Source organism: Acinetobacter sp. (genome assembly GCF_050285345.1).
GTDB lineage: Bacteria > Pseudomonadota > Gammaproteobacteria > Pseudomonadales > Moraxellaceae > Acinetobacter.
The window spans coordinates 1-21,613 of sequence record NZ_JBLZXR010000049.1 but is presented as its reverse complement, the minus strand read 5'-3'; the positions used below and the strand labels follow the sequence as shown (position 1 = coordinate 21,613).

Below are 21,613 nucleotides of genomic sequence, written 5' to 3'. Positions count from 1 at the left end.
ATTAGTCAATTGAGCGCTTTTTAATCAAAAAAATTTAAGCTATTTTTACATCCGATTGAGCATCAAGCTTGTAAATTTTTACGCAACTCTTCTTCCACAATTTCAATTTCCAATTGGCTAAAGCGGCGAATTTCCCCTTCGGCATGTTTTTCCAGTAAAGCACCAATCAATGGCACTTTGACTTTGACCGTCCAATCCAAATTAAAACTTACCTTTGATGTATCTCCAGTGACACAACGTTTACAGCTAGCTTCCAGTGGTAAATTAGGATCAAGTTTTACATCTGAGGTTAAAGCTGCCAAATTGCTGATATCGGTCCGTTGTAAACGAAACGCATCTTTTAACAGTTTTTTCGCAATGTCTGGAATGTTTACATCCAAGTTATAGGCACGTTTTAAGGTGTAGATATCGCCATCTTTTTTCGATTCTAAAATTTCTAAATTTTCACCCGGAATCCGTTTGCATACAGCTTCATGTAAAGAAATATCGGCTGAAAGTCGTTTAAATTCCTCAAGCGAAACGCCGTGAATGGTGGCATTAACGGTAAATTGGTGTGCCATGCTTATGATCCTTAAAATATTGGTTTTATTGTTTTAGGTTGCCAAATTTTACAGCGAATAATGCTGAAAAAGTGGATTTAATCTCAAATTATGCGATCTGTCATTGACTTTAAAATGGATGATTTTCTAACTTTTGTCATAAGCATTAGGTATTTTAGCCACGCCTGATCTTTAGACTTAGAAAATTCAATCAGTACATGGATATACATGCCGTTGTCCATGCCGATCCCGATGATGCATTTGTAGCACACGGCCATAATCAATCAATAAGGATTGGTCTTTATACGCAATCTGAATGCAGTATTCTTCAGCGCCATCATCCAAACCACTGACGCTACAGATCGTTCCTTGCGGAAAACCTTTTAGCCAATCAGCAGCATAAACATCAGCAATTTCATCAAAAAAGAAATAGCGCTCGGGCTGGGAACATAACAAGCTGACATGACGATCAAAACGGATTTTCTGCGCCATCACAAAGTCAATCAGCATGCCAGTCTCCTATTTTCATACCCACTCAGATGATTCGATATTTAACTGATAACTCAGAACATGTAAATAAAAGATGGTTAATTCCTACAACCCTTTGATCACCTGTTGCAGTTGTTTATTCTTCACTTGCGTCCATTGCCACCAACCAAACGCCGCGAGTCCAACAAAACCTGCATACAACGCAGCGGTCAGGAAAAGGTCTTTGTAAATAAACATCCCAACATAGACAATATCAACAAAGACCCACAGCACCCATGTAGCAATGTGTTTACGACTGGTCCAATAGGTCGCCAATAAACTAAACGCAGCCAGCTGCGCATCCAATAACGGTACAGCGGCATCGGTAAAATGCTTTAAGCTTAGACCAAAAATGATGCCGCCAATGGCAGCCAGTGTCATTTGCATCATCACCAATCGTGGTGCAATAGGCTCAATCCGAATTTCATGGTCTTGCTGTTTGCCTTTGAGCCAGTGATAGAAGCCATAGAAATTCACCACCACAAAGAAAAATTGCAGAATGGTCTCGCCATACAACTTATAGGTATAAAACAAATAGGCATACAGCAGAAATGCTGCGAAATTAAACCACCAGCACCACATATTACGTTTAATGGTGAGAGTGACACCGATTAAACTGATCAAGACTGCAAAAATTTCTAAGTTCGACATGGCGCTATGTGCCTGAAAAAAAGCTGCCGCTATTATGAAAAAACTGGACTAAAGGCAAGTGATATTGACAGTATTTTGCCATGTCTTCGCAATCTACAAAAAACTATGTCTGATTCAATTCAATCTAAATGAACATCCCAGTTTTGACAGTTTTCAAACAATCGTTTAAAAATTGAATAAACGTCGAAGGAATAATCAAAATGTCAGAACAACAAGGACGCGTCAGCCGTGAAATTCGAGGCCATCTGTATTTGATTGGACTTGACCGTGCAGAAAAGCGAAATGCGTTTGATAGTCACCTGATTCAAGATTTATCGTTGGCCTTAACTGAATATGAAGACGACCCGTCACTGCGCTGTGCGGTGATCTTTGCCCATGGCGAACACTTTACTGCGGGGCTGGATTTAGTTGAATTACAACCGAAATTATCCAGTGGTGTGTTTGATTTTCCAGAGACCCAAATTAACCCTTGGGGCACGACTTCACGACAACGGAAAAAACCAGTTGTGGTCGCGGTACAAGGTTTTTGTTTTACCGCAGGGATTGAACTGATGTTGAATGCAGATCTTGTGGTGGCACATGCCGATGCCCAGTTTGCACAGATGGAAGTTCAACGTGGGATTCTCCCTTTTGGCGGTGCAACCGTGCGCTTCGTACAAACTGCAGGCTGGCATAAAGCCATGCGCTATTTACTGACCGGTGATCGTTTCGATGCACAGACCGCACTGGAAATGAATTTAATTACGGAAATTTCAGCTCAAGCGCCACTTGAGCGCGCCCTAGTATTCGCCGAAGCCATTGCCCAAGCCGCGCCGCTTGCGGTGCAGGCTACCCTAGCCTCTGCTCAAGAAGGTATTGCCCAAGGTTCTAGTTATGCTTTCGAGCATCTCAGTCAACATTTACAACCGCTGCTGCATACACAGGATGTACAAGAAGGTGTGATGGCGATGTTACAACGTCGTGCACCAAATTTTCAGGGAAAATAAGGATGAATCAGACTATTTCGAAACAAGCACAACCCAAAGATAAAGCCATCCATGTTGCACAAGGTGCATCACCGCATACTTTGCATGGCTTTTCTGCCCAAGCAGTAAATTTCCCTGCAACAGATGGTTATCGTCTTTCTGGGATTCAATACACACCGAAGGCAGAGGTAAAAGCCAGTATTGTAGTCTCAAGTGCGACCGGCGTTCCGCTACAATTTTATCGTCGTTTTGCCGAATATGTTGCATGTTTGGGCTATCAAGTGCTGACTTTTGATTATCGAGGTGTTGGACAATCTGCCCCGCCAAAGCTCAAAGGCTTCAAAATGTCGTATTTGGATTGGGGACGTTATGACCTTTCGGGTGCAATTGAGTTTGCTCAACAAACTAGGCTTAAAACCTTTGTGGTTGGTCATTCCTATGGTGGGCAGGCGTTAGGACTCACCTCAAATCATCAGCTGGTTACTGCAATGTGCTGCTTTGGCACAGGTGCAGGTTGGCATGGCTATATGCCTTTCAAAGAGAAAATGAAAGTTCATGTCATGTGGAACTTAATTTTTCCACCAATGGTTGCGCTCAAAGGTTATTTACCGTGGAGCAAATTCAATATGGGTGCCGACCTACCCATCGATGTGTATAGGCAATGGCGTCGATGGTGTAAAAATCCCACTTACTTTTTTGCTGATCCTGAGCTGAGTGAATTAACCGAGCAATATGCACAAGTCCAAACCCCGATTTATGCCGTGTCAGCACTGGACGATGACTGGGCACTTCCGAACTCCCGACATGCCTTTATGCAACATTACAGCCAAGCGCCCATGCATTATCAAAATATTGAGGCACAAGCGTATGGATTACAGCACATTGGTCATATGGGCTATTTTCGTAAAGGTTCAGAAGCAATTTGGGATCATATTTTAATGACTTTTGATGATTTTATTAATTAATACAATAGTTTGAGCGTTGAATGTAAGCACGTAAAAATTTCCAAAAATACGTGCTGCTCCAATCTGCTCAGTTTTTTAAATGGCTATACGCTTATAGCATGAGAAAACTGGTAGATATTCATGGAGTTTCTAAAATTAGATTTATCTTATGATTATCTCACTCAACCAAGATGCTTTAATGATGGATTAGCTGGCAGACTCTTGATATTTATATTCTAGTTTATGTTCTTCGCCAAAACGGTCTACATGAGTATAAAACTCGCCGTAACGCCCAACATAATATTCTAAAGATTGATGATAGAAATTCCAGTAAATTGACCACTCGCCCAGCTCTAACTGGCGAATTTGGGTCTTACAATTGACTGGCATTTTTCTTAAAAAATCTGCCTGTAACTGCTCTGCCGCCGCTTGCGAATTTAAGTTATATTTTTGCTGAAAAAAAATCGCGGCAATATCATCAAAGAGTTGTTGTTCATATTCGTCCACCTCAACCGTTGGTAAGATTTCACGGTGGTCAGAGACTTGATCGGTGTTGAGTGAAACACCACCTACGCGTTCAGGTGCTTGATAACGAATATATTTTTTGCGATATTTTTCTGTTTTTAAAATTTTCTTGGCAACCACGCCCACAGCACAAAGTATAATTACCACACAAAATAAAATGAGAAAATTGACCATCAGTTCAACCTATTGATTTCCATCTACTGGCTTAGACCGACTGCTTAACGCATTCTGTCTTAGATATTTATCAAGAGTTAATATAACGCAATATTGTTCAAATTTCACCCAATACAGCTTCAGCTCAGCAGATTCGGACAGATTCCCCTGTTAAAGTATTTCAAATTATTACGTCAAGACTTTCAACACCACATCCGTTTAAATATCTCAGTTATTTTATGCTTTCAACCCATCTATTCAAAAAATGAAAAAATTGTGTTTACATATCACGACCTCTTTAAAAAAAGACCAGATTGTAAATTTTGAAACAAGATAGATATACAACTTCAACTCAAACTGGAAAATCCTTCAAAACTACATAAAAAGCAACAATAAGCCTCTTTAAGCACAGCGCATAATCTTTTGAAATGGCAAGCTGTTCAGTTTTTTATAAAAAGAAGAAATTATGATTCGCGAAGCACAAATTCAGGATATCCCTGAAATTATTCACGTCATTCACAACAGTATTCGTTCATGTATTCAGGACCATCAGCGCAATGAAAGTGTAATTCAAACTTGGCTGGAAGAAGCCAATCACGCCAACATTATGATGTGGATGCTATATAACGAAAGTTGGGTCTATCTCAGTGACAATCGCGTAGTTGGCTTTCTTTTGGTCACAGATGGTGGGAAAATTCTGCTAAATTACATCTGCCCAGAACGTCAGTTTGAGGGTATTGGTAAAACACTTCTGATGCATATGTTGCACTATTTCCGTGAAAAAAATATTACCGAAATTCACTTAGAAAGTACCTATACAGCGCTACCCTTCTATCAAAAATATGGCTTTGTTGCCCACACCGAATTTGAACATGAGCCGACCAAGTTAAAACTGGTCAAGCCACTGAGCTCATCTTGATATTGAAAATCGATAATCCAACCATCGCTTAAGATTGTAGTTGATCTCGTCCTGCCTGTTTTGCCAAGTACAGATATTGGTCTGCACTTTTCATCAGTTCTTCAATATTGTCAAAATCATGCTGCTTATCCATCCAGGCCATGCCCATACTTAAGGTCACATAATTTTTGTCATCACCCCGATTAACGTGTTCCAGTTGCTCATGACGAATGGCTTCAAGTACCAATTGCAGTTGTTCTTTGGCAATCGCATAGGGAACATCATGCAATAAGATGGCAAATTCCTCTCCCCCATAGCGCGCCACATAAGCCGAATCTGGCAAAGTTTGCTGCATAATCTGCACAATCCTTTGCAAGATAAAATCACCCTTTAAATGTCCATAATGGTCGTTATAATTTTTAAAATAATCCACATCCAGCATTGCAAAAATCAAGGTGCGATGAGTATGAAAGCGAATTTCTGTATATAAACGCTGAATTTCGGCATTTAAAGCTCGTCTGTTAAATGCCCCTGTTAATGCATCGATTCGAATCTGTAATTCAAGTTTTTCATTCAAATCATATAGTTGTTCTGTACGCTCTTTAACTTTCTGATCAAGCGAGCTATTGAGTTCCCAGAGACGGTTATTTAATTGTTCGGTATACATGGATTGCTGCGCATAATGGTACGACTGCTGAAACATAATTAATAAAGCATACAGACTGGTCGAAATAAACGATAAATTGACTGAATCAATAATATTCATCATCAATAAAAAATCATTTAAAAATGTAATGCACAGAAAAATAACCGCAATTAGGTTTAATTTTGAATAGGGTTCTTTCTTTTTCAGGGTTAAATAGAAACCATAAGCAAAATTAATTAAAATAGGAACAGCATAGGCAAAGCTGTATGTCGCTAAAGGTTGAAAAATTTCAGGCGCAGCAACCAAGGTCACAGAGATGTTGAGTGACAACAGCAACATCGCGATCCAGTAATTCAGTGTAAATAAATAACGACGACTCAATAAATGGATATAGCTTAAAAAGAAGATCGATACTAAATAGGTAAATAAATACTGAAGTCGTGTGCCCCATAACCAATTAATATCGGTAAAAATCGTATAGGCATAAGGTGCAGAAAATACATTATGAAAGGCCAAGAAAAAAATAAATAACCCAAAGACAAAATTACTTCGGCTATTGCGGCCTCTTAGTCCTCGAAAAATGGAAAATAAGATGGTAAATAAACCCACACCAAATACGGCACCAGAGACCATACCGATGCTCATCATTTGCCTTTGGAATTGGCGATTCACTGTTTTTGCCAAACCAATACGCATCGGGTTTTCAAACCCACCATGTAGATGATTAAAACTGGAGACTTGAATCGTTAAGGTAAAATATTCATCTTGTGCCACAAAGTAGGCAATACGCGGTGCATTTTCAGTTTTTTGTTCTGCTTCTGTTTTACCCACCTCTCCCAAGCGTACCAGCATATCCCCGTTTAAATACATTCGGTATGCCCCATATTGATTGGGGATTAAAATACCAATCCGACGTCCGATAAATTGTTTCGGAATTTGAAAATGGCCAGTAAATGTCCCATAGCCTTGATTTTCACCAGTAAGAGCTTTGAAAGAGGTCGGTAAGATGGCATGTTCACCCACCAGCACAGCGCTGGATTGGGTTAACAACTGCTTGGGATAAAATAACCATTGCCCTTGAAGTAGGCTCGTGCTGTCCTCAGTGAAAGAAATGGGGTTAACTTCACTTTGATGTTTTAAATAAAAGGATTTCGGCGCCGTCTCATACTGCGCTTGAGCAGCGGGCAAACCGAGTATGAAGCTAAAAATGAAGACTGAAAAAAACCAAATTAAAAATTTGGTACGTAGCAAATGAAAGAACAACGGCTCATATTCCCTGCATTGAAGCTCGAGTATCTGCTCTAATCTACGCAAAAAAGTAGAAATAACCAAATATTATTTTAGTAAATTGATCATTAACATCCATGTGAATGATCCTAGGTAGACAACGCAATTAGTCACGCGTTTTTACATCATATAATTCAATTTCAAAAATTAAATTTGAGTTGGCTGGAATGATATTACCCATTTTACGTTCACCATATGCAAGGTGTGATGGCACGATCAATTTACGTTTACCGCCAACTTTCATCCCCATAATCCCTTGGTCCCAGCCTTTAATCACGCGGCCTGTACCAATCACCGTTTCAAAGTAATTGCCACGATCTAAAGATGAATCAAATTTTGTGCCGTCTTCTAACCAACCAGTGTAGTGTGTGGTAATCAATGCGCCTTTTACCGCCTCTTTACCTTCACCAACCACCAAATCAATAATTTCTAATTCTTTCGTCATTGCTATAAACCTCAAATACCGCAATCAAATACAATGCTATTATAAACAGGATTGCTTTGGATGCCGTAGTAAATACGCTGTTAAAAATTGAGCTCCAAAATATCCTGATCATTCAGTAGATATTGAGTTAATTTTCTATGGTTTGTCGCAGAGCCAATTAAGATCCAGCGCCCACTGATTTTATGTTCAGTTTTATGTTGCACACTACGAACCACTTGCATTTGATAGGTTTTAAACAGCTCTTCATAGTCATCCAGCGTTTGTTGTCGAAAGTGACAAACGATACGATAACTACGTGCTTGGTTTTTCGCTTCAATCCACGCTTGAATATAAATCAAAACAATTAAAACGATCAGCACAATCACCGTACCAATCAAGCTCAGCATGACATAGCCCGCTCCCGCAGCCATGCCTAAGGCAGCGGTCATCCAAATGGTGGTTGCGGTGGTAATGCCTGAAATTCGATTTTCATCTTTAAAAATTACCCCCGCACCCAAAAAACCGAGGCCAGTCAAAATATTGGCCGCAATTCGGTCATGACTATCCACGCCTATACGTAGCGATAAGATGGTAAATAAACATGAACTTAAACTGACCATAATCATGGTGCGCAGACCAGCCGACTTACTCCGGTACTCACGTTCTGCACCAATGACAGCGCCAATCATTAGCGCCACAAATAACAAATAAAAATCTGGGTACATCGGCAACTCCCCATCTTTAAAATTCTTCTCATTGTTTGTAGATATACCGAATTTTATAGTCAGGATGCAAGTCTGAACTCACATCCATTTTCAAGCTGAAAAAATAGTGATCCGTTGAAACTTATTGTAATTGCGTCCATTCAATCACGGCTTGAGCTTTATCGCCAATTAACGTCCATTCCCCATCCATTACATTTAACTGTAAAGACATGGTTCTTTCGCACAATTCTTGAATTGCCGCAGTAGACGCTTCTGACAATTGCCACACTTCTACATTTTTCAAAGTTTTGAGTTTGCTATTGCGTTTGTACCATTCATCGACCGAAGAGCCATAAGTCACAATCGCCACTTGGGCACAACGTGCGCTGGCCTTTTTCACTTTGTCTTCATCTGGACAACCAACTTCGATCCACTTCACCAGCTGACCGGTTAAATCTTTTTCCCACAATGCAGGTTCATCGGTTTCAAACAAATCTTTGGTAAATTCCAATGCTTCATCGGCATATCGTGCATAGGCCAATACGCGCACCATTAAACGTTCAATGGTTTCAGAAGGATGGAGTGCCATGGTCAATTGGTAGTCACCATATTGGTGTACATCCATATTGGCAATGTTCAAATCTGCTTTATAAATTGTAGCTTTAAGCGCCATGTGAAAGTCCTCAAATTTGGCGCCTAGCATATAAGATTTAGCCCACTTTTGCTGCCTTGTTTTGCTTATTTATCAGCATCGATGCGGCATTGCATCAGTTGATTTTCAAATTCGAGCCATTCACGTTCAGATTGGTAGATAATTTCAACACGGTTATCAATCCCTTCCTCACCGCTTTGATAGTTAAATTGTTCAGGGTTGAAATTAAAGGTTTTCCAGCCTTGGTTGGTATGAAAAATTCCTTTGATCCGCAGCCAGTTTTTTTGTTCACACAGCAGATCAAGTAAATCAAAAAAGTCGAAAATCCAACGCTTCGGCAACTTCCAACCCGCCACACTATAACCCTGAGCCGATTCGACATAATGATAAGGCAATTGTTTAATTTCTGCGGGTGCTGTTCCAACTTGCTGTTGTTGAGTCCGTAGCAAAGGTTGAATTTTTCGTGGACTGCCCTGATACAGCAGATCAATCTGTTTTAATGCAAGCTCGCCATTTTCACTTTGCAACCAAAGCTGTTGATACGGTAAATAAGCATGTTGTAATTGTTTAAGTGCAACTTGGTCTGCTTCAGTCATCGTATCAGTATGTGAAACGACAATAATCTGCGCCGCTTTTAACTGATCTGCATAGAGGTTTTGCTCCGTCCAATCGGGATCATGTAAGCGCGATCCATCAACCACCGTCACCAATGCACGCATGGATAAATGCGGATGCCAATGCGGCTCGGTCAACTGTTCCAATAGCTGTCCCGGATGCCCTAAGCCAGTTGGCTCGATAAATAAACGGTCTGGCTTTACTTCCGACAATAAACGCGACAAGGCAATTTGCATCGGCAGCTGACTACTGCAACATAAACAACCACCCAGCAATTCCTTCACAGCAAAACCATGATCTTGCGGCAACATTTGCTGATCGACCCCAATTTGTCCAAACTCATTCATCAGCACAGCCCACGTTTCATCTGCTGGTTTTTGCAATAAAAGTTGCTTGAGCAAAGTGGTTTTACCCGCACCTAAAAAACCAGAAATAATATGAACAGGAATTGCACCATGTGCGGAGACTAATTTCAAAACAAACTCACTCAAAGAAAAAGACAAATGGTTGTTGGCATCACCTTAATGATTTCAAAACTGCCCTGCAAGTCTTCACTGAAAATATAACCTTGGCATTATCCATTCAACGAAATATACAGTACCCACTCTACTTAAGGCTCACGACCAAATTCGCTTTTTCTACATATAAAGTCACACTTTTTTGACTGATTTGACTGCATGTAAAGTAAAAACTGTCATATCGAAAAGAATCCTTACATTTGCATATGAGAGCCTCAAGGCAATACTCTGTATTTTTCGACTGCTGTGTAATCAGCCTGTAAAGCATGGATGAATCATGAAGAAGGACCAGGGATTTTTCTGTTATTTTTAGATGAATAATGCAGTAAATATTTACACATAAAAAACATTTCCTGCCGTGTTGTCTTATTCAAGTTAAGCGCTGTGTTTCTCTTTGTTGCTCGCATTGATCCCTTCGTTTTCTCGTTTTAGCATGAGTTCTCTTCTGCTGGATGTGATGATCCATCAGAAGATTAACTAAAATATATAAGGATGCCTAAAATGAAATTAACTCAAATTTTACTTGCTTCTACTCTCGCTGCTGCCGCTGCAACAAGTTTTGCTGCCAGCAAAGATAAACAGGAAACACCTGAACAAGAGAAAGTGGTGGTCAATACCCAAGAGCAACCCGCAACTGAAACTACGGCAATAGATGGTGCAACACCAGCGCAACCGACTGTAGAAGCCGCGGCTGAAAGTTCTGCTCCGGCTCAACCTACACAATAGTTATTGTTCTTTCGACAATTATTGTCTCCTCTACTTCACCTCGGTTAGATTCATAGAGGACTGCGACTCAGCATTCACCCCCTAAATGAATGTTGTGCTCCATGGATTTAACCCGCCAGATCATTGATGCAATGATCTGGCTTTTTTATACATAATGGCTATCAATAATAGATATTAGTGATCGATAAATCATTCAAAATGATCGATAAACTATATATAAAATAATAAATATTAATGACTTAAAATACAGCACAGTAAAAAACTCAGGAATTACATTCATCGTTGCGACTTATGCATAGCTTGTTCAAGTACCCCCCTTCAGCCTTAATAGAGACATATGTGAAGTGATCGGATGTTTACGCATGAGCAATAAAGCAAATTACACAACGGAAGTTGCCATTTTAGGTGCTGGTCCTGTTGGTCTAACCATTGCCAACTACTTAAGTAAGCAAGGTGTACAAGTCACGGTGATTGAACAACTGGATAATCTGATTGACTACCCACGTGCAATTGGGATTGATGATGAATCTTTACGTACCATCCAATCTTTAGGTTTAGTGGATCAAGTGCTACCGCATACTACACCGAACCACGCGATGCGCTTTTTAACCCCTAAAGGTCGTTGCTTTGCCGATATTCAACCGCTCACTCGTGAATTTGGTTTCTCTCGTCGTAATGCATTTATCCAGCCGCAGGTTGATAATGTGCTCCTACAAGGTTTAAGCCAATACAACAAAACCCAAGTTTTATTTTCTCGTCAATTGGCTGAATTCCACCAAAATACCTATGGAGTAACGCTTAATATTCAAGACAAAAACGGCCAGCAAGAAACGGTCAAAGCACAGTACTTGATCGCATGTGATGGCGGTAACTCTGTTGTTCGTCGTAGCCTAAATATTGGTTTCGATGGTAAAACTGCGCCGAATCAATGGATCGTCATTGATATTGATAATGACCCATTAGCAACGCCACATATTTACCTATGTTGTGACCCTGTACGTCCTTATGTCTCTGCCGCGCTTCCTCATGGTATTCGTCGTTTCGAGTTCATGGTTATGCCGGGCGAAACGCAAGAAGAACTGAGTAAACCTGAAAACATTGCAAAACTTTTGTCTAAAGTGCTGCCAACTACGGATGGCATTGAAGTGATTCGTCAACGTGTTTATACACACAACGCTCGGATTGCCGATAAATTCCGTGTAGATCGTATTTTACTGGCCGGTGATGCTGCGCACATTATGCCAGTATGGCAAGGTCAAGGTTATAACAGTGGGATGCGCGATGCTTTCAACCTTGCATGGAAAGTGGCTCTGGTGGTACAAGGCAAAGCGGGGCCTGAACTTTTAGACACTTACCAAGTAGAACGTAAAGACCATGCCAAAGCCATGATTGACCTTTCCGTGATGGCAGGCCACGTACTTGCGCCACCGAAAAAATGGCAAGGTTTGGTTCGTGATGGTATTGCCTATGCATTGAACTACATCAAGCCGATTAAACAATACTTATTGGAAATGCGTTTTAAACCTATGCCGAAATATAACGACGGCGCATTGGTCAACAGCGGTACTAAAGATTCTCCTGTCGGTAAAATGTTTATCCAACCGCAGGTACAACTTGAATCTGGTGAAAGCGTTTTACTGGATGAAGTGATTGGCAATGACTTTGCCATCATTGCTTGGGGCGTAGATCCCAAATGGGGTCTATCTGCAACGACCATGCAAAAATGGCAAAAACTTGGTGTGAAATTTATTCAAGTGATCCCTGCCGTGCAACTGAGCAATGAAAAACGTGCGAAGTATGACAACGTGATCACTATTGGTGATATTGGGACAGATATTCGTAGTTGGTTCGGTAAAACCTCTGAATCTGTAGTGATTTTACGTCCAGACCGTTTTGTAGCTGCAATTGCCATTCCACAAACGTTGGACAGCATCAGCCAACAATTGTTTGCAAAATTACACGCAAAATAATCCACTAAATCTATCTCCCTCTTCCCAAAAAACCACGCGAAAGGCGTGGTTTTTTATCATGTGTAAAAGTTTAAATAGCTTGAAACCATGACACATCTTTGACTGATTCACGTCGCTGAATACATTAAATAAAAGGCTTAAATTCATCTAAATATGGCAATATTTTGAATGAAATCGCATACATCATCCAATAGGCCAAATATAAATCAGCTGCGGTAATTTTCTCGCCCAATAAATACGGTTTTGCCTGCTTAAGTCCTGCCTTTATAAAATCAAGCAAGATGGTTTCATTACCAAAACTTAAGCTTCCACGCTTTTCTTCTATTTGTTCTAGACTTAGCTCCACACTTTTCATGTCCATATATTCAGTCAGCGGCCCATGACAGAACAAAAACCAGAAACCATTTTAAATCCCCAAGTGAATCCCGCAGAAGCGTCACGCAGCATGGTGCGTGAAGCTCATATTCTGTTCCAAGCCAAAGATGTGGTGAAAACTGCCTTAGAGATTGAGAAACTCAGTTTAGCGTCTGGTGGTTTTTTAAAGCAGAAAAATATCGATTTTGCTGTGCGAGAAAGTACCTCACATCCTATTGCAGATGGCAAAATTAAAATCTTTGAAAAGGTCGAACCGCAAGCGGAAATGATTGTCCGTATTCCGAGTGAAAAAGCAGCTCAGTTTGTCAATCAACTCTTGCCGCTCATGCACTTTTTAAATCGGCAGCAGTACACAGCAAAACGCTATGAATTGAAGCTACTTGAAGAAAAAATCGGTCAGACTCAATCTGTACCCGATCATGCGCCATCTGCTCAACTTAATGACATTTCACGTTTAACCCGTCTAGAAGTGCAAGACCGCGTGCGCTACAGCACCATCGTCATTGGTTTTAACCAACCTGCCACGGTTCGTGAACATCTAGATATTAACTTAGATGCCGTTGCCTAGCTAAATGGCGACAGCTTCTGGCAACGCGCATGGTATGGCGTGCAAAAAGGCTGGCAATTTGTATTAAGTTTAGTCGTAATTTTAATCACTATTTGGCCGCTGTATTTGATCCTGCTGATTGGCCTGATTTAGTATCGACTGCTTAAACCTTATTGGCTTAAATGGTTTAAATAATTTATGCAACTGCTTTAATGAGCACAAAAAATCCCAATGTTGATGCATTGGGATTTTTACATTTAACTGAACATAGATAAATAGATTGATTCAAACCTAACTTAGAAAAAGCCCATATAAAATTGCTCTTTTAAGACTTTCAAAATTAGCTCAATCGCTTCGTTTTTACGATCTTTACGATAACTTGCATACAGACCAATGGTCGGTAAAGGTTCAATGGTGCTCTTCACCACAATCTTATCGCCGAGTAATGGAATCACATAAGATGGCACAAGACTCCAGCCCACATCCATGCCCACCAAGTTCACGTTGAGTAAAATATTGGTCGAATGCTGTACCAGATTCACCTTCAGTTTATTTTGCTTAAAGAAGTCTTGAATAATGCGATACAGCTCAGGAGAAGAATGTGCATCACTGATAATAAAATCCTGATTATTCATACTTTTAATACTGATATGACGCTGTTCAGCCAAAGGTGAATTTTTAGGAACAATCAGTGCAAGCGGTTCGGTAAAAATTTGGACCGATTCAATTTCAGGGCTATCTTCAACATAACGAGTAAATGCAATATCAATCTCGCCTTTATCTAAGGCAGCAATTTGCTCAACATCCATCAAGCTATGAAAGTGAATTTTCAACTCAGGAAATTGCGCACGGATATTCGGCATGATGTAGGGAAAGACTTTCATTTCCGCAACGGGGACAAAGCCGATATTCAATTGCTCTTTACCCAATTGCGCAATTTGTCGTGCATCCATAATGGCTTTTTCGGCATGTTCTAGACTTAAACGCGCTTCTTTTAAAAATGCCGCACCTTCTGCAGTCAGTTCCACTTTCCGGTTGGTACGCATCAGCAGTTGCACCCCAACTTCTTGTTCTAAGTCCTTAATTTGCTGACTTAAGGAAGGCTGAACTGTGCACATACGCTGCGCAGCTTTGGTAAAATTCAGCTCTTCAGCAACCGCAATAAAATAGCGTAAATGTCTTAATTCCATTATTCAGCTCCCAAAGGACTGCGTTTAAATTTTTTAGCCACTAAGCTGCGATAGACCCACAAAGTGAACACCACCATGACCGCACAAAAAATATAAGTGGCCTGAAAACCGACCCAAGCGATGAAAATACCCATCATGACAGAACCCACGGCGAGCCCAATATCAAATAAGGTAAAGAAGGTGGAGATCGCATGTCCCATTCGGGCTTTTTGTACAGATTGAATCGCCACGGTTTGTAAGCATGGAAATACCGAACCGTAGCCTATACCCATAAATATTGCCGAGATCCACAACACCCATTGATTGCTCAAAAAACTCACAATGACCAAACCGATGGCAAAGCAGATAAAGGAGGGATAAATCACCGCATTCGGTCCTTTGCTGTCATAAATTTTGCCAACCCATGGTCTGACCAGCAACATCGAAACAGCAAAGACAATGAAAAACGCACCGGTATACGCCAACAGCTGCTTCACTTCTGCATAGGCCGTAATAAAGCTCATCACACTGGAATAGGCAAATGCGGTGAGTAAGCCAATCAAACCGATGGCCAAAACTTTTGTTTCAATCACATCATGCCATTGCATGGATTTTTTCGGGCTTGCTAACTCAGACGATTGAGCCGGTTTGACCGAGTTTTCTTGTATCTGAATCAACCAAGTAAAAACATAGCCGACTGCAACAATACAGGCTAACAGTGCAAATAATATTTGAAAACTGGCAAATTGAATGATGTTTAATGCGAGAAATGGGCCAATCACCACCCCCAAATTGGTTGACATCACAAAGTAGCCCATGCCTGAACCTTTACGCTCATCAGGGATATAATCATTCACAATCGGCACATTGACGGTGGTCAAAATACTGAACCAAAATCCGTGGATAAAACGAATTGCCAGTAAAGACCACATGCTATCAATCCATAAATAGCTGAACGCCAAAATCACAAAGATCAAGCCGGAAATTCTGACCGAACGCGCTTTACCGAAACGCTCCACAATCATGCCGGAAAAAGGACGAATCGCAATCGACGACAGCAAAAATAGCGTCAAAGCCATACCCGCCTGCTGTACCGTTCCACCAAGATCTTTCATGATATAGATTGGCAAAATGGTCAGTAAAGCAAAGTAATAACTAAATAAAAATAGGTTATTAAACAAACAAAAAATAAAAGATCGATTCCATAACTGCGTGGGCTGCTGTGTTGTCATCATCTTTAACTTTCTATTGAACTAAGTGAAGTGGGTTGAATCAATATCGGTGCAAGCGCCAATGCAACCAAGCGCCGAATATAGTCTTCATCTGGTTTACGATTAAAGAAAATAATCTGATAGTGAATGGGGCCATACAACATATCGAGCATCAAATCGAAGGGATAGTCTGCTCGAATTTCTCCGCGCTGAATGGCTAATTCAATCAAGCTACGTGTCGCGTCACGTCGGGGCAGTAAATAGTGTTTAAAAAACTCCCCTGCTGCTTCACGCTGTTCTGCCAAGACCACCAGCAACGCACGACCAACGTGTTTATTGAGCGCATTCGACAATTTGAATAATTGTTGCTCCAAGTTGTATTGCAAACTTTGGTTTAACTCTAATTCAAATACTGAAGCAGTTTGTTCTTTGAAGGCATCGAAAACCAAGTCAGCTTTATGCTTCCACCAACGATAAATGGTCGATTTCCCCACTCCTGCGCGTGTGGCAATGTCTTCAACCGTTAAGGCCCGATAATCACATTCTTCTAAAGCATCTGCGACAGCTTGCAATATGCACTGCTTACGACGAGAAGTTTTTTCAATTTCACTCATGATCAATAAAACGAAACGCTACGTATCGTTTTATTTTAAGCACATTTATGTTTCAAAACCATCCCATCATGGCAATTTCGCCCTACACTTTAGTAGAACGCTTGGATATGCTTACACGTATTTTTCGATTCATTTATTTAATTAAGACATAAAAAAAGACCACACGAAGCAGTCTTTTTTTATGAACGAATACATCGATCAGTTTTTCGATGCTTTTTTATAGATACTGCATGAAGGATGATGATTTTCTTGTAAACGTGCCACTTTACGGTGTTCCGCAGCTTCAAAACGGCAACGTTTCCAATCATTGTCTAAGTTTAATGCTGGAATTTGTTTAGGTTTACCTTGCTCATCCACAGCGACCATGGTGAAGTAACAACTATTGGTATGACGAACCGTACGTTTTTGAATATTTTGCGCTTCAACACGGATGCCGATTTCCATTGAGGTACGACCTACATGGTTAACGCTGGCAAGGAAAGTAACCAACTCGCCCACATGAATTGGCTCTTTAAAATTTACTTTATCTACAGAAAGTGTCACCACGTAGCTGCCAGAATAACGACTCGCACAAGCATACGCCACTTGGTCCAGCAATTTTAAAATCGTTCCACCATGCACATTACCTGAAAAGTTAGCCATGTCAGGTGTCATCAGGACTGACATCGATAATTCTGACTGGTCGTCTAGTGCATTCGCAATTTGATCTAATGGGGACATCTTGTTTCTCTAGACTCGTGATATAACAATGATTAATGTGATTATTATATAGATTTAAATCAAAAATGAATGTTCAATTCGGCAAAAAACCATCATTATTATTTATGGTGATTATGCCATCATTCAGTAAAATATATATTAATAGCGCTAAAAGCCTGAGCCCATCTGAGTTTTAAATCTTTTGTGTTTAATATTTTAGGCAAAATAAATTTTACTTCATTTACAAAATGATAAATACGATTTAAAAATCGTTGCTCAGAGATTTAAATCTCCGCACTACACAGACCTACAACGACTTAGTCTTTTAAGACCTGTAACATCTCGAATGAGACATGGTCATAGCTGATTTTCTGTCCACTACTCTCGGCACTTTCAACAGTATAGCTGTTGTCGATATGAACCTCAGTGATCACAAACACGTTGTTTTCCATCAAAGCAAGTTTTACTTTTTGCCCAATTTCAAGTTTTTGCATCTCAATTTTCCTCACGATGAGTTATTGATTAAAACTATAAATAAATTAAGCGCAGTGTAACCACTTTTCAAAATTTGGTAAACTTAAGTTTATGAATAAAAAGCTAATATAGATATATAGTCTAAAATCAAAGTTATTATCAATTAATCATGTTTTCTTAAATAATATCAAATAATTAAATTAGTTTCTGATCAAAAAAGCTGGGCTGACTGATATTTATTTCACAGATTAATGCTGAATAGTGATCGCTGTAGATTATTTTAAGCATGACCAATTTTTCAATCCGCCTAATTGAGTAAAATTAGATAGACGCTAAATCATAATAAGAAGGAATGAATATCTGTATCTTCATTCCTGACTGTTCAATTTTTCATGCTCTTGTGCAGCTAAAAAGTGAATCTTATGCCCCGTACTGTATTTATGTGCGGCATAGACCTGTGAAATATCATTCAGTTTTTCTAAAGTCGCTTCCTCGCCCGCGAGCATGGTCGCTTCACGCCCCTTCACATCAAAGATATGGGCTTTTTCTCGTAAATCTGGTTGGATCACAATATCGGCTCGCTTCAACTCTTCCTGCGCAAGTCGGCTTTGCATAATGTTAATATTTTGGTTAAACAAGCCCCACACATTTGAAGTTTCAGTATGAATCGGGCGGGCCAAAATATCCACGGCAATAATGATATCTGCACCTAAATCACGTGCCACATCCACAGGCACTGGACTAACTAAACCACCATCGACGTATTCCTTATGTTCAATGACGGTTGGAATAAACATACTCGGAATTGACACTGAAGCACGAACGGCTTGCCCCGTATTACCATAATTAAATACGACTTTTTTACCTTCTTTCAATTCCGTCGCCACCACATACATTGGGGTTTTTAATAATTCTAACGGTACATCACCAACCTGTTGATTAATGAAATCTTCAACTTTTTTACCATCAAAAAAGCCTTTTTTGCCTAGACGAATATCACGTACATCATTGGCTTTCATACTCAAAGCAATATTACGCAATTCTTCTGCAGTTTTTCCTGAAGCATAAATGGACCCGACAAGACTACCCGCACTGGTTCCGACAATAAAATCAGGGTGAATGCCTTGCTGTTCTAGGATTTGGATCGCCCCGATATGGGCATAACCACGTGCACCACCGCTTCCTAATACCAAAGCCACAATTGGACGATTTTCCTGCTTTTTGACCTTTTTAAAATCAATACGGTTCTCTGCGACCTGTGCAGGCGCCGCACTATAGTGCTGAAGCTCAGACCGTGTTGATGTCATCAATGGATTTGAGCTCACACTCTGGCAACCCACTAAACCCATGACTACGGTCGTCATCAAAACAGTTATGCTTTTCATCGAGAGATTCCAAATATAAGCCCTGTACTTCAAAAGAAGTCGTTTTAGGAGAAGTAGTCTAATCAGTTGGCGGCTACACCACTATTATAATTCGGTAATAACCGATAATCACTCAATTCATGCTATGAGGTTGTCAAAATCGATACTTTGACTCAAAGTGTTTTTGCTCTATGAGTAAATATGCGGTGCAAAGTGATTTAAATCATAGGGCTAAAAAATACCGACCGAAACTAAAAAAATGACCCAAAAATCCCAAAGCGGATCATTTAATATTTTTACCCAACCCAGCAGGGTTTCATTTAATTGTTCATCCATTCACAATCCCCTGATTGACTGTTGTTCTATAATGATAAAAGGCTCTTTGAAAGAGCCTTTTATGGTTTATTTTATACCAAGAATTTAAGAATAAGCTGAATCACCGTCGCATTGATTAAATCAACAAAGAAAGCGCCACAGAGTGGAACAATCAAGAAGGCTTTATGCGATGGCCCATACATATTAGTAATGGCCTGCATATTCGCGACGGCTGTTGGTGTTGCGCCCATACCAAAACCACAATGCCCCGCCGCTAATACAGCCGCATCGTAATTTTTCCCCATGACACGGAATGTAATAAATGCCGCATATAAAGCCATGGTTAAAGTTTGCGCTCCAAGAATTACAATCAGTGGGCCAGCAAGGTCAGACAGTTGCCAAAGTTTTAAAGACAATAACGCCATCGCCAAATACAGCGATAATGACGCATTCCCAAATACATCAATAGCACGGTCAAAAATTTGTACGCGGAAGATTCCTTCCAATACATTACGTAGAATCACACCACCTGCAAGTGCCCACACAAAGGTTGGTAATTCAAACATTGTGCCCTTGCTAAATGACGTCATAAAGTCAGCAAACGCCAAACAACCTGCAAATAAACCCAAGGTTGTAATCGCATTATCAGCGGTAATTAAACGTACGCGATGTGGATATTCAAAAGGTACGTACTCTGTCGAGTTAATAGGCGCTAATGGGGTATTGTCGCTTTTTTCAATTTGTTCATGGGTACGTGGCGTTGCAAGTTGATAGCGATTAATTAACAGCTTGGCTAAAGGACCACCAATAATACCGCCAATAATCAAGCCAAATGTCGCACTTGCCATACCCAGTGCCAGTGCACCTTGAATACCATGCTCAACTTCTAAAATTTCACCCCATGCTCCAGCAGTACCATGACCACCAGTGAGGGTAATTGAACCTGCAATCAAACCAATTAAAGGATCAATTCCAAGAAGTGTTGCTAAGCTGATCCCCACCACATCTTGAACGACGATAAATGACGCAACGGCAACAAGGAAGATGACAAGTCCAACCCCACCCTCTTTGAGTTTGGAAAAATTGGCACTCAAGCCAATTGAGGCAAAGAAAATCAGCATAAAGCTGGTTTGAAGTTCACTGCTCGTCGTAATGCTATAGCCCCAAAAGCTATGTACGATCAATGAAATAATCGCCGCGACTAAACCGCCTGCAACAGGTTCAGGAATGTTATAGCGACTTAAAAAGCTAATTCTCTGAACCAAAAACCGTCCAAGCAACAGGACGATCACCGCCGCAATTAAGGTATAAAATGCGTTAAAACTAAATTCCATAGTCATTTGTCCAAAATGATCTGAATATTTATTCTCCATTTAAATAGAAGTTGTATCTTTTATTGACTGAATTACAACTACATTTTGTAAATTTCAGCCACACTAAAAGACCAACTTTCCATGGAAACATTCGATTTAAATATTCATCATCTGATTCAAATATGTATGCCTGAGCTTTAAAGCTAAAACTCACAAAGACAAAACAAATCCATTAAAGCAGCTTATTAAACATAATAAGCCTCAGCGCAAAAACACAGTAAGCACATCCCAAAGCTCAAGATAGAACAATGACTGCTTTAGAAAAGTTGCATATTATGCGTGGACTCGACATAAATTTCAGTATTTTTTATTACAAAAAGTTCTCGAATCGATAAGAAAAATTTATATCCTTTTGTTTTTATTTAATTGTTTCATATTCAGTTAGTGCTACAAAATATTAAAAAGCTGACGAGTTGCTGCGGGTTTTGTCAGAATATCGATAAAAAACAGTGGTTCTCAGCGTCTAGCAATTTTGATGGTATCGTTGATGACCTAGGTTCAGATGAATACTAAAAAGATTTCCATCAAAAATATACAGATGAATTTTTTAGGACATACTTAGGCAAAACCGATCTATCAATAAATTAATATCAGCAAATTAATCGGCGTCAGCTTGATTAATGTTTGAAGGGATAAAATTGCTATTTAAATGTAAGCGTCCGCTGAATCCCATGCCTATTTTTTAATTTTGGTCGGATTTCCAGCGGTGTGGCAGTAATTCTTCTAT

23 protein-coding genes and 1 pseudogene are annotated in these 21,613 nt (G+C 40.0%); 6 read left to right on the top strand and 18 right to left on the bottom strand.

All coding sequences use genetic code 11. The features are described 5' to 3' along the window. Window positions 1–62 precede the first annotated feature (62 nt). The 3 genes from ACN6OV_RS04660 to pnuC all read right to left on the bottom strand — a co-directional run bounded on the left by ACN6OV_RS04660 (window position 63) and on the right by pnuC (window position 1,718). Window positions 63–560, bottom strand: a complete 498-nt coding sequence (locus ACN6OV_RS04660) for a DUF2505 family protein (RefSeq protein WP_427950087.1) — start codon at window positions 558–560, stop codon at window positions 63–65. 186 nt (window positions 561–746) lie between these two features. Beyond that, window positions 747–1,049, bottom strand: a complete 303-nt coding sequence (locus ACN6OV_RS04655; protein WP_427950084.1) for a hypothetical protein — start codon at window positions 1,047–1,049, stop codon at window positions 747–749. 84 nt (window positions 1,050–1,133) lie between these two features. Continuing rightward, a complete protein-coding gene (gene pnuC / locus ACN6OV_RS04650) occupies window positions 1,134–1,718 on the bottom strand; it encodes a nicotinamide riboside transporter PnuC (RefSeq protein ID WP_427950081.1) in 585 nt (194 codons plus the stop codon). 200 nt (window positions 1,719–1,918) lie between these two features. Here pnuC and ACN6OV_RS04645 point away from each other — a divergent pair, with 200 nt between their 5' ends. Together ACN6OV_RS04645 and ACN6OV_RS04640 are read left to right on the top strand one after the other, a co-directional pair. Continuing rightward, on the top strand, window positions 1,919–2,704 hold the full coding sequence (locus ACN6OV_RS04645) for a crotonase/enoyl-CoA hydratase family protein (protein ID WP_427950078.1): 786 nt from the start codon (window positions 1,919–1,921) through the stop codon (window positions 2,702–2,704). 2 nt (window positions 2,705–2,706) lie between these two features. Then, the gene (locus tag ACN6OV_RS04640) at window positions 2,707–3,648 is read left to right on the top strand and encodes an alpha/beta hydrolase family protein (protein WP_427950075.1); all 942 of its coding nucleotides are present in this window, start codon (window positions 2,707–2,709) and stop codon (window positions 3,646–3,648) included. A 186-nt stretch (window positions 3,649–3,834) separates the two neighbouring features. Here ACN6OV_RS04640 and ACN6OV_RS04635 read toward each other — a convergent pair whose 3' ends face one another. After that, window positions 3,835–4,326 carry a hypothetical protein gene (locus tag ACN6OV_RS04635; RefSeq protein WP_427950072.1) on the bottom strand — a complete coding sequence of 164 codons (492 nt, stop codon included), beginning with the start codon at window positions 4,324–4,326 and terminating at the stop codon, window positions 3,835–3,837. 445 nt (window positions 4,327–4,771) lie between these two features. Between ACN6OV_RS04635 and ACN6OV_RS04630 the strand changes: the two genes are divergently transcribed. Further along, complete coding sequence (locus tag ACN6OV_RS04630; RefSeq protein ID WP_427950070.1) at window positions 4,772–5,224, top strand: GNAT family N-acetyltransferase; 453 nt, start codon at window positions 4,772–4,774, stop codon at window positions 5,222–5,224. Between the two features lie 28 nt (window positions 5,225–5,252). Here the strand turns inward: ACN6OV_RS04630 and ACN6OV_RS04625 are convergent, their stop codons facing one another. From ACN6OV_RS04625 to ACN6OV_RS04605, 5 genes are all read right to left on the bottom strand, one after another. Then, window positions 5,253–7,037, bottom strand: coding sequence for a sensor domain-containing diguanylate cyclase (locus ACN6OV_RS04625; protein WP_427950067.1), 1,785 nt, complete (start codon window positions 7,035–7,037; stop codon window positions 5,253–5,255). Between the two features lie 205 nt (window positions 7,038–7,242). Further along, window positions 7,243–7,581: an FKBP-type peptidyl-prolyl cis-trans isomerase gene (locus ACN6OV_RS04620; protein ID WP_427950064.1), complete on the bottom strand. Its 339-nt coding sequence runs from the start codon at window positions 7,579–7,581 to the stop codon at window positions 7,243–7,245. 80 nt (window positions 7,582–7,661) lie between these two features. Continuing rightward, complete coding sequence (locus ACN6OV_RS04615) at window positions 7,662–8,285, bottom strand: MgtC/SapB family protein (protein ID WP_427950061.1); 624 nt, start codon at window positions 8,283–8,285, stop codon at window positions 7,662–7,664. Window positions 8,286–8,406: 121 nt separating this feature from the next. Beyond that, window positions 8,407–8,937: a YaeQ family protein gene (locus ACN6OV_RS04610; protein ID WP_427950058.1), complete on the bottom strand. Its 531-nt coding sequence runs from the start codon at window positions 8,935–8,937 to the stop codon at window positions 8,407–8,409. 65 nt (window positions 8,938–9,002) lie between these two features. After that, window positions 9,003–10,007 carry a CobW family GTP-binding protein gene (locus ACN6OV_RS04605; protein ID WP_427950056.1) on the bottom strand — a complete coding sequence of 335 codons (1,005 nt, stop codon included), beginning with the start codon at window positions 10,005–10,007 and terminating at the stop codon, window positions 9,003–9,005. 543 nt (window positions 10,008–10,550) lie between these two features. Here ACN6OV_RS04605 and ACN6OV_RS04600 point away from each other — a divergent pair. Beyond that, window positions 10,551–10,775 carry a hypothetical protein gene (locus ACN6OV_RS04600; protein WP_427950054.1) on the top strand — a complete coding sequence of 75 codons (225 nt, stop codon included), beginning with the start codon at window positions 10,551–10,553 and terminating at the stop codon, window positions 10,773–10,775. A 362-nt stretch (window positions 10,776–11,137) separates the two neighbouring features. Then, window positions 11,138–12,745, top strand: a complete 1,608-nt coding sequence (locus tag ACN6OV_RS04595; RefSeq protein WP_427950051.1) for a bifunctional 3-(3-hydroxy-phenyl)propionate/3-hydroxycinnamic acid hydroxylase — start codon at window positions 11,138–11,140, stop codon at window positions 12,743–12,745. 124 nt (window positions 12,746–12,869) lie between these two features. Here the strand turns inward: ACN6OV_RS04595 and ACN6OV_RS04590 are convergent, their stop codons facing one another. Then, complete coding sequence (locus tag ACN6OV_RS04590; RefSeq protein WP_427950048.1) at window positions 12,870–13,106, bottom strand: glutathione binding-like protein; 237 nt, start codon at window positions 13,104–13,106, stop codon at window positions 12,870–12,872. Between the two features lie 18 nt (window positions 13,107–13,124). Here ACN6OV_RS04590 and ACN6OV_RS04585 point away from each other — a divergent pair, with 18 nt between their 5' ends. Continuing rightward, window positions 13,125–13,688, top strand: coding sequence for a hypothetical protein (locus ACN6OV_RS04585; RefSeq protein ID WP_427950046.1), 564 nt, complete (start codon window positions 13,125–13,127; stop codon window positions 13,686–13,688). A 275-nt stretch (window positions 13,689–13,963) separates the two neighbouring features. On the opposite strand, the gene hcaR is transcribed toward ACN6OV_RS04585, so the two are convergent. The 8 genes and pseudogenes from hcaR to gltS form a co-directional block, all read right to left on the bottom strand. Then, a complete protein-coding gene (gene hcaR, locus ACN6OV_RS04580; RefSeq protein ID WP_427950043.1) occupies window positions 13,964–14,857 on the bottom strand; it encodes a DNA-binding transcriptional regulator HcaR in 894 nt (297 codons plus the stop codon). Next, a complete protein-coding gene (locus ACN6OV_RS04575) occupies window positions 14,857–16,071 on the bottom strand; it encodes an MFS transporter (protein WP_427950040.1) in 1,215 nt (404 codons plus the stop codon). The genes hcaR and ACN6OV_RS04575 overlap by 1 nt, the downstream gene beginning before the upstream one ends. Before the next feature lie 2 nt (window positions 16,072–16,073). Beyond that, window positions 16,074–16,661, bottom strand: a complete 588-nt coding sequence (locus tag ACN6OV_RS04570; protein ID WP_427950037.1) for a TetR/AcrR family transcriptional regulator — start codon at window positions 16,659–16,661, stop codon at window positions 16,074–16,076. A gap of 198 nt (window positions 16,662–16,859) precedes the next feature. Continuing rightward, window positions 16,860–17,381, bottom strand: a complete 522-nt coding sequence (locus ACN6OV_RS04565; protein ID WP_427950035.1) for an acyl-CoA thioesterase — start codon at window positions 17,379–17,381, stop codon at window positions 16,860–16,862. Between the two features lie 296 nt (window positions 17,382–17,677). Further along, window positions 17,678–17,854: a hypothetical protein gene (locus tag ACN6OV_RS04560; protein ID WP_427950032.1), complete on the bottom strand. Its 177-nt coding sequence runs from the start codon at window positions 17,852–17,854 to the stop codon at window positions 17,678–17,680. A gap of 348 nt (window positions 17,855–18,202) precedes the next feature. Then, window positions 18,203–19,141 carry a patatin-like phospholipase family protein gene (locus ACN6OV_RS04555; RefSeq protein WP_427950123.1) on the bottom strand — a complete coding sequence of 313 codons (939 nt, stop codon included), beginning with the start codon at window positions 19,139–19,141 and terminating at the stop codon, window positions 18,203–18,205. 291 nt (window positions 19,142–19,432) lie between these two features. Further along, a pseudogene (locus tag ACN6OV_RS04550) lies at window positions 19,433–19,534 on the bottom strand (hypothetical protein); the annotation flags it as partial. A gap of 71 nt (window positions 19,535–19,605) precedes the next feature. Next, on the bottom strand, window positions 19,606–20,847 hold the full coding sequence (gltS, locus tag ACN6OV_RS04545) for a sodium/glutamate symporter (RefSeq protein ID WP_427950029.1): 1,242 nt from the start codon (window positions 20,845–20,847) through the stop codon (window positions 19,606–19,608). Window positions 20,848–21,613 lie beyond the last annotated feature (766 nt).